The organism is Chryseobacterium sp. PvR013 (genome assembly GCF_017833095.1).
Taxonomy (GTDB): Bacteria; Bacteroidota; Bacteroidia; order Flavobacteriales; family Weeksellaceae; genus Chryseobacterium; species Chryseobacterium culicis_A.
Genome location: NZ_JAFIBT010000001.1, coordinates 4,024,326 through 4,040,948 on the forward strand (window position 1 = coordinate 4,024,326; position 16,623 = coordinate 4,040,948).

At 36.7% G+C, this 16,623-nt stretch carries 13 protein-coding genes; 4 read left to right on the forward strand and 9 right to left on the reverse strand.

Going from position 1 to position 16,623, the window contains the following annotated elements; translation table 11 throughout:
* Position 1: 1 nt before the first annotated feature.
* The 6 genes from JOE44_RS18375 to JOE44_RS18400 all read right to left on the reverse strand — a co-directional run bounded on the left by JOE44_RS18375 (position 2) and on the right by JOE44_RS18400 (position 5,855).
* The gene (locus JOE44_RS18375) at positions 2-886 is read right to left on the reverse strand and encodes a bifunctional 5,10-methylenetetrahydrofolate dehydrogenase/5,10-methenyltetrahydrofolate cyclohydrolase (protein WP_034692667.1); all 885 of its coding nucleotides are present in this window, start codon (positions 884-886) and stop codon (positions 2-4) included.
* Between the two features lie 47 nt (positions 887-933).
* A complete protein-coding gene (pgi, locus tag JOE44_RS18380; RefSeq protein ID WP_209786696.1) occupies positions 934-2,574 on the reverse strand; it encodes a glucose-6-phosphate isomerase in 1,641 nt (546 codons plus the stop codon).
* 206 nt (positions 2,575-2,780) lie between these two features.
* Positions 2,781-3,386, reverse strand: a complete 606-nt coding sequence (locus JOE44_RS18385) for a hypothetical protein (protein ID WP_209786697.1) — start codon at positions 3,384-3,386, stop codon at positions 2,781-2,783.
* Positions 3,376-3,885, reverse strand: coding sequence for an RNA polymerase sigma factor (locus JOE44_RS18390; RefSeq protein ID WP_209786698.1), 510 nt, complete (start codon positions 3,883-3,885; stop codon positions 3,376-3,378). Before JOE44_RS18390 ends, JOE44_RS18385 begins: the two co-directional genes overlap by 11 nt.
* Positions 3,886-3,909: 24 nt before the next feature.
* Complete coding sequence (locus JOE44_RS18395; protein WP_209786699.1) at positions 3,910-4,785, reverse strand: TraB/GumN family protein; 876 nt, start codon at positions 4,783-4,785, stop codon at positions 3,910-3,912.
* Between the two features lie 158 nt (positions 4,786-4,943).
* A complete protein-coding gene (locus JOE44_RS18400; RefSeq protein ID WP_209786700.1) occupies positions 4,944-5,855 on the reverse strand; it encodes a DUF4349 domain-containing protein in 912 nt (303 codons plus the stop codon).
* A gap of 208 nt (positions 5,856-6,063) precedes the next feature.
* On the opposite strand from JOE44_RS18400, the gene JOE44_RS18405 reads away from it, so the two are divergent.
* Positions 6,064-7,422: an acyl-CoA dehydrogenase family protein gene (locus JOE44_RS18405; RefSeq protein WP_209786701.1), complete on the forward strand. Its 1,359-nt coding sequence runs from the start codon at positions 6,064-6,066 to the stop codon at positions 7,420-7,422.
* A gap of 112 nt (positions 7,423-7,534) precedes the next feature.
* On the opposite strand, the gene JOE44_RS18410 is transcribed toward JOE44_RS18405, so the two are convergent.
* The 3 genes from JOE44_RS18410 to lon form a co-directional block, all read right to left on the reverse strand.
* Positions 7,535-7,912 (reverse strand): DoxX family protein, encoded by a 378-nt coding sequence (locus JOE44_RS18410; protein WP_209786702.1) that lies wholly within the window; start codon positions 7,910-7,912, stop codon positions 7,535-7,537.
* Positions 7,913-8,043: 131 nt separating this feature from the next.
* On the reverse strand, positions 8,044-9,156 hold the full coding sequence (locus tag JOE44_RS18415; RefSeq protein ID WP_034692644.1) for an AI-2E family transporter: 1,113 nt from the start codon (positions 9,154-9,156) through the stop codon (positions 8,044-8,046).
* Between the two features lie 207 nt (positions 9,157-9,363).
* On the reverse strand, positions 9,364-11,769 hold the full coding sequence (gene lon, locus JOE44_RS18420) for an endopeptidase La (RefSeq protein WP_209786703.1): 2,406 nt from the start codon (positions 11,767-11,769) through the stop codon (positions 9,364-9,366).
* A 260-nt stretch (positions 11,770-12,029) separates the two neighbouring features.
* Between lon and JOE44_RS18425 the strand changes: the two genes are divergently transcribed.
* The 3 genes from JOE44_RS18425 (at position 12,030) to JOE44_RS18435 (ending at position 16,608) form a co-directional block, all read left to right on the forward strand.
* Positions 12,030-14,183, forward strand: coding sequence for a SurA N-terminal domain-containing protein (locus JOE44_RS18425; RefSeq protein ID WP_209786704.1), 2,154 nt, complete (start codon positions 12,030-12,032; stop codon positions 14,181-14,183).
* A gap of 128 nt (positions 14,184-14,311) precedes the next feature.
* Positions 14,312-15,262: an MlaD family protein gene (locus tag JOE44_RS18430; protein ID WP_105684107.1), complete on the forward strand. Its 951-nt coding sequence runs from the start codon at positions 14,312-14,314 to the stop codon at positions 15,260-15,262.
* Positions 15,263-15,270: 8 nt separating this feature from the next.
* A complete protein-coding gene (locus JOE44_RS18435; RefSeq protein WP_209786705.1) occupies positions 15,271-16,608 on the forward strand; it encodes a (Fe-S)-binding protein in 1,338 nt (445 codons plus the stop codon).
* Positions 16,609-16,623: the final 15 nt, after the last annotated feature.

The window sequence follows — 16,623 nt, forward strand, 5'->3', positions numbered from 1 at the left end:
ATTAGTCGTTATAGACCGAAGTTTTGTAGGCAATGATGGTATTTTTCATCAACATTGCTCTTGTCATAGGGCCTACTCCTCCAGGTACCGGTGTAATCCAGCTCGCTTTTGCAGCACAGCTGTCAAAATCTACGTCACCTGCAAGGTAATATCCTTTTGGAGAATCATTATCTACTCTTGTAATACCCACGTCAACAATTACAGCTCCTTCTTTGATCATATCTCCTTTCAGGAAATGGGGATCTCCCAAAGCAGTAATAACGATGTCTGCCTTTCTTGTATATTCTTCGATGTCTTTTGTGTATGAGTGTGTAAGGGTAACGGTAGAGTTTCCTGGGAAATCTTTTCTTCCCATAAGGATACTCATTGGTCTTCCTACAATTTTACTTCTTCCGATAATTACACAGTCTTTCCCTTTAGTTTCAATATTGTATCTTTCCAATAATGTTAAAATACCAAAAGGAGTTGCCGGTAAGAAAGTATCCATTTCAAGAGCCATTTTTCCAAAGTTTTCAGGGTGGAAACCATCCACGTCTTTTCTAGGATCAATCGCATTGATAATCTTCTCCTGATCAATCTGATCCGGTAAAGGCAGCTGAACGATAAATCCGTCTACTGCTTTAGATTTATTAAGCTCATCAATTTTTTCCAATAATTCAGATTCAGAAACTGTGCTTGGAAATTTGATTAAGCTGGATTGAAACCCTACTTCCTCACAGTCTTTCACTTTAGAGTTTACATAGGCCTTGCTTGCTCCGTTATTTCCTACAAGAATAGCCACCAAATGCGGAGCTCTTCTTTTGCTAGCGAGAATCTTTTCTACTTCAACCTTGATCTCTGCTTTAATTTCCTTGGATACTTTAAGTCCGTCAAGAATTTCTGCCATTTTTACTTTTTTACTTTATAGATTTACTTTTACTTTCTTTTTACTTACTACTTGTTTTCCTTATAGTAATTGATCAATCCGTTGGTAGAACTGTCATGAGAGCTTATTGCTTCATTGTTTTCAAGCTCAGGAAGGATTTTATTGGCTAATACTTTTCCTAATTCCACTCCAAACTGGTCAAAGCTGAAAATATTCCAGATCACACCCTGAACAAAAATTTTGTGTTCATACAGAGCAATCAACTGACCTAGTGAAAAAGGAGTTAATTCGTTGAATAGTATCGAGTTAGTTGGAGTGTTTCCATGGAAGACTTTGAAATTGATTAGTCTGTCTATTTCTTCATCAGATTTGCCTGCATTTCTCAATTCTTCTTCTACTTCTTCTTCCAGTTTTCCGAAGGCAAGTGCTTCAGTCTGAGCGAAAAAGTTCGCTAATAATTTATCCTGATGATCCGAAACTTTGTTTGGGCTTTTTGCATAGGCAATAAAGTCTGCCGGAATTAATTCTGTTCCCTGGTGGATTAACTGATAAAATGCGTGCTGGCCATTTGTACCTGGCTCTCCCCAGATGATTGGTCCGGTTTCATATTCTACAAATTCACCGTTTCTGTCTACACATTTTCCGTTACTTTCCATATCTCCCTGTTGAAGATAAGCTGCAAATCTGTCCAGATATTGAGAATAAGGTAAGATTGCATAAGTAGTTGCTGCATAGAAGTTACGGTACCAGATTCCCAAAAGTCCCATTAATACCGGAACGTTTTCAGAAAGGTCTGCAGTCTGGAAGTGTTGGTCTGTGTCAAAAGCACCTCTTAAAAGCTGCTCAAAGTTTTCATATCCTACAGAAAGTACAATACTTAGTCCGATAGCACTCCAAAGAGAATATCTTCCACCTACCCAGTCCCAGAATTCAAAAATATTTTCTTCTGCGATTCCGAACTTCTTAACTTCTTCAATATTAGTGGATAAAGCAACGAAATGTTTTGCTACATCTTCCTGTTTTCCAGCTTTCAGGAACCAGTCTTTTGCTGAATTGGCATTCGTCATTGTTTCCTGAGTCGTAAAAGTTTTGGAAGCAATGATGAATAAAGTGGTTTCAGGATTTAAGCTTTTTACCACTTCTGCGATATGATTTCCGTCTACATTGGAAACAAAGTGAGCGTTTAATCTTGTTTTAAAATGCTTTAAAGCCGAACAAACCATAACAGGTCCCAAGTCTGATCCTCCAATTCCGATGTTTACGACATCTGTGATCTCTTTACCACTGAATCCTTTATGCTCTCCTGAAATAATTTTTTCAGAAAAAGACTTCATGTGCTCAAGAACTCTTTTGATTTGTGGTTTGATATTTTCCCCGTCCACAATAATTTCACGGTCTGAGAAATCTCTTAATGCCGTGTGCAGCACGGCTCTTCCTTCTGTTTCATTGATTTTATCTCCGGAGAACATTTTAGAAATAGCATCTTTTAGCTGGCTTTCTTCCGCCAATTGCAATAAAAGCTCCTTTGTTCTTGAATCAATTAAGTTTTTAGAATAATCAAAAAGATAGTTGTCCTTTTGCAGGGAAAACTCATTAAAACGGTTCGGGTTATATTGGAAAAGAGTTCTAAGATCAAAGTCATTTCCACCGAAGTGTTCATCAAGTGCTTTCCAGCTGTTAGTTTGTGTTGGATTTATTTTTGATAGCATATTACAGAATTTTTATCGTTCAGAAAATCATGTATTGGATGGAAATAGCTCATAATCCATAATGATTTATTTCTGATCTGCAAATTTACGGAAAAATAAAACCTCAGATAAATTTGAAGATGATAAATAACGATTTTTTAAAAAACAAAACCTCAGAAAGGCTCTGAGGTTATATAAAAAGTGTTTTGTGATAGATGTTTTAAATGTTATTCATCCATTTCGTTCAGGATATTTTCCAATTGTTTGGCGCTAGGTCCGTAAAAATATTTTGTCCATAAAATAATACTTGCTACAACAGAAAGAACGCCTATCAATACTAATAAAATAAGGGATATTTGATGTTGATGGCTAATATCCGCCAACGATTCACCTTTTTTCTCCAGAAGATTATATGCCACTAAACCTAATGTTATTATAAAATGGGGAAGTAACAAGAATCCAAATGACTGGTATCTTTCCATATTTAATTTGAGTTCGTGGTAGATCTTCCAAAGACTATTTCTTGTGTTTCCGGTATAAAGTTCCGCTTGTTTGTAAAATTGGTAAAATCCGAATAAATAATAACAGGATACTACTACCAATAAAGCATAAGATATATAATAAATGGTATACTGTGAAGGCGGAAATTGGAATAGCATCGGAAAGAAACCAATCAGGATGATGGAAATAACCTGCGCAGGAAATTCCTTTTTCATACTCTTTTGAATCTTTTCTATAGGATGTTTACTTTCCTTTAATTGTTCTATGGTATCAGGAATATGGACATCACTGTCTTCTTTATTCCATTGTTCTTTTAATTGATCAAAATTCATAACCTGATTTTTTTATGATGTGTTGTATTTTTTCTTTTGTTCTGTTGAGTTTTACGCGGGCATTGCCTTCACTAAGTCCTAAATTATTTCCTATTTCCTTGTGTGACATCCCTTCCATGAAATAAAATATGACTGCTTTTTCTAAGGAGTTCAGCTCCTGAACAGCATTGTAGAAAATTTCCAGCTGTCTGTCCTTTGTAGGATTGTAATCCTCCTGCTGTACTTCAAAATGAGCAGGAGCATCTGTATGATTATTGGATCTTTTCTTTTCTTTTTTTAAATAGGTGATTGCAGTATTGATGGCAACCCGATACATCCAGGTAGAAAACTCACTGTTACCCTTAAAATTCTGATAGGATTTCCAAAGCTGGATAAGAATCTCCTGCTGAAGGTCTTCGCGGTCTTCTACAGAATCTGCATAGATCCGTGAAGCTTTGTATAAAATACCCTTGTGCTGGTTAACGAGCTTTAAAAAGGCGGTTTCAGTTGGATTGCTCACAATAGTTTCATGGTTTGGTTATGGTTATAAGCTCGATACAGGTTTTACCGTGTAGCCTTTTGCCTGTAGAAGAGGAATAATTCCGTTTTCACCCATAAGATGAGAGCCTCCAACGGCAAAGAAAGAACTTTCTTTTTTCATCATGTCCGGCATTACTTTTACCCAGTTTTGATTTCTGTTGGTAAGCATAGCCTTTTCCTGCTGAGCATTCATGAATCTTTCATCCTTAAAAAGACTGTATAGAGATTGTACATTTTCATTTTTAAAAGCTTCAATCATCTGTCTGAACAATATTTGATATTCTTTGTCCATTTTAAGCTGAGAGATCGTGCTTTTCAGATCATACGCTTCATTGATTGATTTCATTTGATCTTCCACTTTTTCAAGTCCTTTGATGCTTTTTTTATCTTTCATTGCTTTTTGAAGAAGTTCCATTTCGTAAAGTTTTACTTCGGTCTGGGGGCATGGAATTGCTTTGGTAGAAAGCAGTGCATACAGAGCCTGAGGACTTGAAGAATCTATACTTTTCAGATCTGTTCCATAATTAGCGAGAACAGTATTCAGTTCTTTAGCTTCTTCGGGAGAAAGCTGATCCGATATTTTTTTATCTGCTTTAAACATTTTCTGTAATGACATCATTTCAGCGGGATCTGTATAATTGATTTCCATAACAAAGTTGTCAGATTTCTCAAGCGCTTTTAGTACCTTAGGTTTGATCCCAAAATCTTTACTGCATAAGATATGAAAAGTTCCGCTAATGTAAGATGGTTTAGAAAGACCGTTTCCGGAAACCTCCCAAAGAAGACTGTTTTCTTTGTTCGTATTGTTGCTTTGCGCTTTTGCAGTTATTGTGCTTATTGATAATAATGCTGCGAATCCAAGTTTTATTAAATTTTTCATTGTATTAATTTTTTTGATTTTCTGTTCTTTTAAAGAGTAGGTAAAGCAGGCATTACAATCGTTACACTTTTTTATTAAAAAAAATAAAAACCTCTCAAAAAGGAGAGGTTGTAAAATCTAAAATTATGATGATAACCAATTGGTTAGGAGTGTTTTTTTTATCCCTGAATTTTGGACTGTTCAGATTTTAAAGTTTTTCTTTTTCTTAAAAAATAAATGATGGCTGCTGCAATTAACAGAATAGGCCAGACATTGATAAGTCCAATTATAATTCTCTGAATCAGATAGAATCCGTAAACAAATCCATCTTTAGCATCGTAAATGAAATTGTATTTATATTGATTATCGATGTTTGTGGTATTGGTAACAGCAATTTCAGCGATACGTAATTGAGGTTCTTTGATGTAGATATCAATAGTACTGTATTTCAAATCATCTGTCATATTCATACTTGACAGTTTTTGAAGGTTTCCTTCAGACATATTCTCGTCATCAAGCTTTACCTTGTCCTTATTTGTTTTCAGTTTGTTAATGTTCTCAGAAGTTTTTTGATTTCTTTTTCCTTCCAGTTCAGAATATTTGATATTCGCAGTCACGTCCTCCGCATTGATAGATCTTGAATTCAAAAATAATTTGTTTGTATTGATTGCCGTCAGCAGTTCACCAAGCTTTTCCGTAGGAATACGTACCTGCATTCTATTCTCTGTCTGATATTTTTTGACCAGCATAGCTTCTTCACTAGATGTGTTGTAGGTGTTTTCAGAAACTACGTTACTTTGAAGATTGCTATTGGTGACAAAACCTCCAAGCTCCTGTACAGATTTTTCAATGGCAATAGTGGTATTATACACATCTTTTACCTCCATATTGACATCTGCAGTCTTGATAAACTGTTTGTCTTTTACTTTCATACTGGCTACCGAGGAGATGCTATCCGAAACAACAACAGCAGCTGAGTCTGTAGTAGCATAAGCTTCAAGATCCGTTGAGGCAACTTCACCCTTTTTACATGAATAAATTCCTAATAAAAGAGCAGCAGCCAGAGATAGTTTAATGTAAGTAGTTTTCATAACGTTAATTTTTATTGTTTTCCTGAGATCAAAGTTCAGTCAGGATCTTTTGTAACGCTTGAAAATCAAAAGTAAAAAGCTTGTAAACAAAATAGGTTGTTTTAATTCGTTGAAATTAAGTGTTTTGTAAAACTATGGTAAGCTTTGCCCTTTGTTTTCGGAGCAATTTTTGCTTATCTTTTACAAACCAAAACTACAATCTATACTTATGTCGAATACTTTTTCCAAAATCAGAAACGCAATAGAATTATTTACTTCCATAGATTTCGATCAGTTGAGTGCCATTTCTAAAAAGGTAGATCTGCCCAAACTGATGCAGAATTTCTCAAAACTGGATGATAAACAGCTTTCCGGGCTTATGAAAATGCTTGATCCCGAAAAGAAAAAGAAAGAACTTCCACCCATTGACGGAGATTTTTATGATATCTACCATACGCTTACTCCGGAACAGCGTGAAATTCAGCTTAAAGTGAGAGCATTCATGGAAAAAGAAGTAAAACCTTTGGTAAACCATTACTGGCTCAGAGATGAATTCCCTTTTGAACTGATTCCTAAATTCCAAAAACTTGATATTTGCGGCGTTACCTATGAAGGGTACGGCTGTCCGGGAATGCCTTTCCTGATGGAAGGAGTCATTGCGATGGAAATGGCAAGAGTAGATGCTTCCATTGCTACATTTTTCGGAGTACAGTCTGGATTGGCCATGGGTTCTATTTATATCTGTGGATCTGAAGAACAGAAACAAAAATGGCTTCCGCAGATGCAGAAGTTTGAAAAAATAGGCGCTTTCGGGCTTACGGAACCGGAAGTAGGTTCAGGCGCAGCAGGAGGACTTACAGTGACCTGTAAAAAAACACCGGAAGGCTGGGTTCTTAACGGCCAGAAAAAATGGATTGGAAATGCCACATTCGCGGATCTGATCATAATCTGGGCAAGAGATCTGGACAGCGGAGAAGTGAAAGGATTTATTGTAGAAAAAGATAATCCGGGATACGCTGTAGAAAAAATCAAAGGGAAAATGGCTTTAAGGATTGTCCAAAACGGATTAATTACTTTAAAAGACTGTCTGGTAACCGAGGAAAACCGTCTGCAGAATGCCAATTCCTTTAAAGATACCGGAAAAGTCCTGAGAATGACCAGAGCAGGAGTAGCATGGATGGCTACAGGTTGTGCGCGTGGTGCCTATGAAAGTGCTTTGGACTATACCCGAAAAAGAGAACAGTTTGGAAGACCTATTGCCTCATTTCAAATGATACAGGGACATTTGGTAGAAATGCTGTCTAACCTTACTGCCATGCAGACTATGGTTTTCAGACTGTCCGAAATGCAGGATGAAGGAATTTTAAAAGATGAACATGCTTCGTTAGCAAAAGTTTTCTGCACACTCAGAACAAGAGATATTGTTTCCAGAGCAAGGGAAGTGATGGGAGGAAACGGAATTCTGCTGGAATATGATGTTGCAAGATTTGTTGCCGACGCAGAGGCTATTTATTCTTATGAAGGGACAAAAGAAATTAATTCGCTGATCGTAGGACGATCGATTACAGGTTTCAGTGCTTTTGTATAGGGAGCAGGTGACAGATAATAGGTTACAGGTAGTGAAAAGCAACAATAGGCTTCATCTGAAGTTTACTGATACTGCAACCTGCAACCTATTACCTACAATCTATTGTCTGCACTTACGAAACTAAATGGTCGTATTTTTCCTTATTATCAATAATCATCCAAAGGTTAATCAGAAACATAATTCCAGCAATGCTCATTCCCATGGGAGATTTATCCATCGTGAAAACATGGGTGACAATTCCCACCATGACAGGCAGAATAACAATGGCACCTAATGCTCTTGTTTTTGGGAAAATAAATAATAATCCGCCAATGATTTCCACGATACCTACCAAAGGCATCAGCCAGCTGATTTCTCCAAAAGCAGCGAAGAGTTTCATTTGCTCAGGAGTGGGTTTCTCCATGGGCATATAATTAAAAAACTTGTTAAGCCCGGCATTAATAAACATAAGCCCGAAAAGCAAACATAAAATGAATTTTATTACTTTCATGATTGATGATTTTATATCAAATGTAAAATAAAAATAGGATATCTTGTATTTTATTTAACATGAAATATGAAATCAATCATTAATGTGTGTTGGTGGTTGTTTTTGTGTAATTTCTCCTCCATTATCCACGGTCAATCCATTTCCTTCAGCGTAATATTCTTGGAAATCTTATAACTTTTCTTCTTTTTATGAGGTTTTGGTTCTTCTCCGAGCAATCTCCCCCAAGGTTTGAGATCATCCACTCTTTCACAGATAATCTTAATAATAGCAATGGCCGGAATACACAAGAACATTCCTGCAATTCCCCAAAGATGTTCCCCTAAAAGGATTCCAATAAAAGAAAATAAAGCATTGATTTTTACTTTAGAACCCACAACAAATGGAAGAACAATATTACCATCTACAGCATGAATTGCAATATATCCTAAAGCAACATAAATGCATGTTGAAGGAGTAGAAGTGGCAAATGCTATAAAACAGGAAATTAAAAGTGAGATAAAGATTCCCAGATATGGAATAACGTTTAGTAATCCTGTCAGAACTCCTAAAAGAATTGCATATTTCACTCCCAGAATTGTAAGGAGGGTGGAAGTAAGAACAGATACGATAATTACCTGAAGAAAGAGTCCGAAGATATATTTCTTGGTCATGATTCGAATCTCATTTACAGCTTCCTGTACACTCGCTTTATGTCTTTCGTTAAAAACGGTAACGATGAAATTATTTAAAAGTCTTCTGTAATTTAAAATAAAGATAAAAAACAAGGTGAAAAATATAATGAAGCCGAATCCTGTTGAAAAAATCCCAAATGTAAAACCTAAAATGACTCCCGAAGAAGACAGTAGTTTAGTTAATCCCTGGTTAATGTAATCCACCTGTTCATCCACTTTCACATTAAATGTTTTCGAAACCCAATGTTGAAGGCTGTTAAAAACAGTAGTAAACTGTTCCTTGAGGTGTGGAAGATCCTTACTGAAATCAGAAAGCTGATTGGTAAAGAAATAAATGATACCACTTAGAATCATCAGCATAATAAACACTGAGGTCATGGTAGACATTGATCTTGGAAATCTTAACTTTCTTTCCATAAAAGTTGCCGCTGGCAAAAACAGCATAGCCATAAGGAATGCCAGAAAAAACGGAGCTAAAATACTCTGTCCTAACGCCAGAAGATAGCCAAGTCCAATGATGGAAACCACCACGAGTGTAAGCTTGACAAGGAAAGGAAGTCTAAGAAAATTCATAATGTAAAAATATGCAGTGTGGAATAAAAATAAGAAAACCCGTGTGAATTGAAAAATTTTTTATTCAATCCTTCAGGATTTTCTTGTATTGTATCAAATTTTATTCCACCCAGCCAGATTGATTGTGATTTTTTACCTAAAACAGAAACACGCCCTGAATATCAGAACGTGTTTCCTTATTGAGAAGTTAATATGTTATAAGTTGTTTTATTCTTCAATGGCGATGTCAATGACTTCTTCCATTCTGTTGACGTAGTGTACCCTCAGGTTTTTCAGATAATCTTTTTTGATCTCTTCTACATCTTTTCTGTTGGCTTCACAAAGAATAACATCTTTGATACCGGCTCTTGTTGCAGCCAGCAGCTTTTCTTTGATTCCTCCTACCGGAAGTACTTTCCCTCTTAATGTAATTTCTCCCGTCATGGCAAGGTGGGGTTTTACCTTTTTGTTTTTGAATGAAGAAACCATAGAAGTCAGCATGGCAATACCCGCAGATGGTCCATCTTTAGGTGTCGCTCCTTCAGGAACGTGCACGTGGATATTTTTCTTTTCAATGTCTTCCTGAGGAATTCCCAGCTCATCATGCTTAGCTTTAATATATTCCAAAGCAATAGTGGCAGATTCTTTCATCACCGTTCCCAGGTTTCCTGTCATCGTTAAGGCTCCTTTACCATTGCTTAAAATACTTTCAATATAAAGAATATCTCCGCCTACACTTGTCCATGCAAGCCCAGTCACTACACCAGGAACTCCTGTGATTTCAGATAAGCTTTTCGGTCTTGGAACACCAAGGATTTCATCTACTTTTTCCAATGAAATTTTTGGATCATATTCTTTTACCAGTGCTGTCTGAAGTGCTACCCATCTTCCAACGGCCGCAATTCTTTTTTCCAGCGTTCTTACTCCACTTTCTGAAGTATGTGCTTCAATAATATGTTTAAGCTCTGCATTTCCGAGTTTAAATGATTTTGCATCCAGACCATTTTCCTCCTGTTGCTTTTTAATTAAATGTCTTTTAGCGATCTCAATCTTTTCTTCCAAAGTATAACCGGCAATCTGAATAATTTCCGTTCTGTCTAGAAGAGGAGTCTGTATCGTTGAAAGTGAGTTAGCCGTAGCAATGAACATTACTTTAGACAAATCATAACCCATTTCCAGGAAGTTATCGTAGAAAGATTTATTCTGCTCAGGATCAAGAACTTCCAAGAGTGCTGAGCTTGGATCCCCATGAAGACCCTGTCCGATTTTATCAATTTCATCAAGAACAATCACCGGGTTTGAAGTACCGGATTTCTTGATAGACTGCAAAATTCTTCCCGCCATAGCACCGATATAGGTTTTTCTATGTCCACGGATTTCACTCTCGTCATGAAGCCCTCCTAAAGATAATCTTACATACTTTCTTCCTAAAGCATCTGCAATGGATTTTCCTAAAGACGTTTTACCTACTCCGGGAGGCCCTACCAGTAATAGAATAGGAGACTTCATGTTGTTTTTTAATTTTAAAACAGCCATGTGCTCCAGAATTCTCTTTTTAATATCTTCCAATCCGAAGTGAGCTTTATCAAGCACTTTTTCAGCCTTAGCAATATCAAAAACATCTTTTGTATATGTTTCCCAAGGAAGATCCGTAAAGAAGTCCAGGTAATTTCTCTGTACATTATAGTCCGGAGAATTAGGATTCTGACGTTGCAGTCTGCCGATTTCTTTCTGGAAGTGTTCCTCTACTTCCTTACTCCATTTTTTGGTTTTTGCCTTGGCTATCAGGTCCTCAACATCGCTTTCAGGTCCGCCGCCCAATTCTTCCTGGATGGTTCTGATCTGCTGATTCAGAAAATATTCTCTCTGTTGCTTATCAAGATCCTTTGAGGTTTTCTGATGAATCTGATTTCTCAATTCCAGCTTTCTGAAATCCTCATGCATCATTTCATAACACTGATTGGCTCTGGTCATCAAACTTTTCTCTTCAAGAAGCTTTTGCTTTGCTATGGAAGAAAAATTAGCATTGGTACAGATGAAATTCAGAAGATCATCATTATTATTAATATTTTTGATGGCAAAGTTCGCGGCATTGGGAATATTGGGATCCAATTCAATAATCTTTAATGCAAGATCCTTGATGTTCTCCAGCAATGCTTCGTACTCTTCCTGATCTTTAGGTCGGGTATCTTTTAATTTTGATATTTCTGCTTTGAAATAAGGTTGGTTATCAATGATCTTTTTAATCTTAAACCTGTGGAATCCTTTGGTAATAGCCGTAATATTGCCTTCCGGCAGCTTAATGATCTTAATGATCTTAGCCAGCGTACCTGTAGAATAAATATCTTTTTCGGAAGGTTGTTCCAGATCCGAATTTTTCTGGCTTACAATTCCAATAAAATCCCCGTTCTTCTGTGCTTCCTCAAGAAGCTGTATCGAGGTTTTTCTTCCTGCAGTAATAGGGATTACCACGTTAGGGAACATAACCATATTTCTTACCGGAAGTATAGGGAATATTTTCTGCTCGGAATTTTTATCAGTCTCTGCGAAGTCGGAAAGATTGATTTCTTCAGCTACGATATCAAATCCGTCACTGATCATTTCTTCTAAACTAATATCTTCAAATTCTGTCATAGTCAATCGAATGACAAATTGTCATTTTCGTTTTTTATCGTTATAAGGATTTTTTATAATATACTCTGAAAACGTGTGGCATATTATAATATTCTAAAGATGCACAATACTTATGCCATTTGTTTTTTACTTAAAAATACGGTCAAAATTTCCTTTTTTAGTTAATCTTTGCATTAAAAATCAAAATAAAGCAGTTCTGTTTCTGTAATTTCTTAAAAATGTGTATTTTCGCAAACTGATAAAAAACTATAATTTATAAAATGGCAATTTTAGGACAGATTAGGAGTAAGCCTTGGCTTTTAATGGGAGTAATAGCCTTAGCGCTTTTGGCGTTCTTGGTGAACCCGGATAGTATCGACAAGGTTTTTGGTAAGAATCCTGACGTTTTAGGAAAAGTAAACGGTGAGAAAATCACCCGCGAAGAGTTCAATGATCAGCTTTTCGTGTTGCAGCAGCAGGCTGAGCAGCAAGGTCGTCCGAAAAACGGTCTTGAAGAGCAGGCTTGGCAGTTACTTGTACAATCTAAACTTATCAAACAACAGTTTGAAAAATTGGGCTTTGAAATGACTGATGATTATTTCTGGAATCAAATCCAGTACGATCAGATGTTTGCCCAGAATCAACAGTTTTTTGATGAGAAAGGTAATTTTAAAACTCAAGAGCTTAAAAAAGAAATTGAAACATTACAAAACACCAATCCTCAAGGATATACTCAATGGTTGAAAACAAGAAAGACAATTGAGTACAGACTTATGGCAAGACAAGTGTTTACTAATCTTTCAGCAGGTATTACTACAGGTAAGAAAGAAGCTGAAGAATTGATGAAGCAGAGAGATCAGCTTGCAGATATCGACTTTGTAAAAGTAGATTATGCAGCGTATCTTCAAAAAACAAAGATCAATGTTTCCACACAAGATCTTGCTGATTACATCAAGCAGCACCCTGTAATGTTCAAAGCAGAGCCAAGCAGAAATATCGGTATTGTATTTTTCCCATCTAAACCTAGTGCAGCAGATGATGCCGCAGTTCTGAAAGAAATTACCAAATTATATTCAGGAGGTACAGATGCAAGTGGAGGAACTGAAAACTTCCAGAATACTAAAAACGATTCTATGTTTGTGGCGGCAAACTCTGATGCACCATTCAATCCTCAGTATTTGAATCCTGCTCAATTGCCTCCAACAATCAAAGATCAGATCACGACAGCAGCAGTTGGTCAGACTTTTGGTCCTTATAAAGAACAAGATGTATATGTAGTCTCTAAATTGGTTGGTAAAAGACCTTCAGATTCTACTTTATCAAGACATATCCTTATTGCATTCAAAGGAAGTCCTGCAGGTGAAGGAGTAACAAGAACCAAAGAGCAGGCTAAGAAATTGGCAGACTCTATTGGGGCTATTGTAAAAGCGACTCCTGCTAAATTTACAGAATTCCTTAAGCTTTCAAGCGATCCGAATTCTGCAGCACAAGGCGGAAGCTTAGGATGGACAACTCCGGAAACACCTTTTGTTCCTGAATTCCTTGCTTATCTTGCAAGCAATCCTAAAGGAGCTACAGGTGTAGTAGAAACACAGTTCGGTTATCATATCATCAATATTGAAGATAAGAAATCAGGATCAATGGGGTATAAAGTTGCTAACCTTGTGAAAGCAATCAAACCTTCAGATGCTACTGAAGCTGAAACAGACAAAAACTCAAGAAAATTCATTCAGCAGGTTCAAGGGAAATCTTTCAACGATTTCGTGAACATTGCTAAGAAAGGAAACTATCAGTTCTCCAATCCAAAAGCAGCAAAAAGATTTGAAGGTCAGCTTCAGGGCTTAGGTACTGAAAAAGATGCTGATATCCTTACTTGGGCTTTCGATAAGAAAAGAACAAAAGGAGATACTGAATTATTTACAGTAGACGGAACAGGAGATAAAATTGTAGTATATCTGAACGGAAAACAGGATGCAGGTCTTGCTGATCCGGAATCGGTAAGAGACCAGATTGAAGTTCTTGTTAAAAATAAATTGGCAGCAAAACAAATCTCTGATAAAATTGCAGCAGCAAAAGCTTCTAGTTTAGATCAGATTGCTAAGTTGTTTGCCGCTCCAAAACAATCTGCTCAGGTGAATTTACTGAACCCTTCAGTAGCTGGTGCTATGGAACCTAAAGTAGCTGGTGCAGCATTCGGTGTTGCAAAAGGTAAACTTTCTAACCCGGTTGAAGGAGGAACAGGAGTTTATGTTTTGATTAAGAAATCAGAAACAGTAAACAAACAGCCTGGAGATCTTAAGCAGTTTACAGAATCTCTTACTCAGAGAAATGCAGGAATGTTCGGACAGGCTTGGATGAAGAGTCTTCAGGACAATGCAGATATCGAGGATTACAGAATTGAGATCTGGAATAAGCTGGGAAATCAGCAACAATAAGAAATTCATTTCTATAAATATTAAAAGCGACAAATTTTTTTGTCGCTTTTTTGTATTTAACGCAGAACAATAAAGGAAAAGATTTATTTAAAATGTATTATATTTGCTTATTAGAAAAAAATTAGCAAGTGAAGTTCAGTAAAGAATTAAAAGCTGGTGTGATTGCACTTCTAGCTATTGTAGGCTTTGTGGTGTTGTTTCAGTTTATGAAAGGGAAAAGCCTTTTTACTACCGACAATATATTTTACGCAAAATATGATAATGTAGAAGGTCTGGCACAGTCTTCGGCAGTCTCTATTAATGGTCTGAAAGTAGGACAGGTAGATAAGATTATTCCTATAACTGCAAAAGATGGAAAAATTAATTTTGTCGTAAAAATTACAGTTGATAACAAATTCGAGTTTTCAAAAAATTCATCATTGGAGATTTTTGAACCAGGATTAATGTCTGGTAAAGAAATGAGAGTAAACCTTATGTATGGAGGCCCTACTGCAAAGGACGGTGATACCCTGAAAGGAGCTTTCAAACTTGGAACATTGGGAAGTCTTTCTTCTCAGGTAGGTCCGGTAAAAGATCAATTACAGGTAGTACTACACAGGGTTGACTCTTTAATGGCTAATGCAAACCAGGTTTTTGACGCTCAGAACAGAGCTGAAATAAAAGCTTTATTAGCCAACCTTAATAAAACAGTAGGAGCATTACAGTCTACCGCAGGAAGTGTAAACAACCTTGTAGGACATAATGATCCTAAATTGCAGAAAGTATTGGATGATGCAAGTCTTACCATGCAAAGCGGAAAGGTGACTTTGGATAAATATGGAAATCTGGCTCAGAGTATTGATACTAAACAGTTGAATGCTACTATTGCCAATTTAGATGCTACTGTAGGTAAATTGAATCAGGTGATTGGCGGTATAGATAAAGGAGAAGGAAGCTTAGGCAAACTGATGAAGGATGAGCAGCTTTATAACAACCTGAATTCTGCTTCTTCCAATTTAAATTCATTGATCGAAGATATGAAAGCGAATCCGAAGAGATACATCAACTTCTCGGTTTTCGGTAAAAATAACAAAGACTAATACGCCTTATGCAGTACATCGATAACATTATTTTCCTGATTTTATTAGTGGCAGGATTCGGACTTTTTGCCAAAAGCCTGCAGAAGATCTATAGAAATATCAGATTGGGTCACGAAATCAATAGAAACGACAGAAAAGGAGAACGTTGGGAAACTATGGCTCGTGTAGCTATGGGACAAAGTAAAATGACGGCACGTCCTGTAGCTGGAGTTTTACACCTTTTTGTGTATGTAGGTTTTGTGATTATTAATATCGAATTAATAGAAATTGTTGTTGATGGAATATTTGGTACACATCGTTTTTTATCAAGCATTTTCGGACATACATTTTATAATTTCTTTACTGCAACCTTAGAAGTTTTAGCACTTTTGGTGGTTATTGGGGTTGTCATTTTCTTTATTCGTAGAAATTTTTACGGAGTGAAGAGATTGACGATGAAAGAACTTTTTGGATGGCCTAAAAATGATGCAAACTGGATTTTGATTATTGAATTTGCTCTGATGATGGCTTTCTTTATGATGAATTCATCAGATTTTATTTTACAGTCGAGAAGTGTTTTGCCAGAGCATGGAAGCTTCCCGATCAGTGAGATGACATTGGTTCCGTTTTTAGAAATCTTCAGTTTTGATAACGGGTTTTTGATGTTCACGGAGAAAGCGGCATGGTGGTTTCACTTTGTAGGAATTCTTTTCTTCATGAACTACCTTTACTATTCAAAACACCTGCATATTATCCTTGCGTTTCCAAGCACATGGTATGCAAATCTTGATAAAAAAGGAAAATTCAACAATCTTGAATCTGTTACAAAAGAGATCAAATTAATGATGGATCCTAACGCAGATCCTTATGCTGCTCCGGCTGAAGCAGCAGAATCAGATGTACCTTCTAAATTCGGTGCTGAAGATATCTTTGACCTGAACCAGGTACAGTTGCTGAACGCCTATTCTTGTACAGAATGCGGACGTTGTACTTCTGTTTGTCCTGCTAATATTACCGGGAAAAAACTTTCTCCAAGATTGATCCTTATGAAAACAAGAGATCGTTTGGAAGAAGTAGGAAGAAATATCGATCAAAACGGAAAATTTGTTGACGACGGTAAAAAACTGTTGAACGACTATATCACAAAAGAAGAACTTTGGGCGTGTACCACATGTAACGCATGTACAGAAGCCTGTCCGGTATTGCTTGACCCGCTTTCCATTATTTTTGAAATGAGAAGATTCCTGGTGATGGAACAATCTGCTGCTCCACAGGAACTGAATCTGATGATGACCAATGTGGAAAATAACGCTGCTCCTTGGCAGTATAACCAGGCTGACCGTCTGAACTGGGCAACAGAAAACTAGATAATTAATCAATTT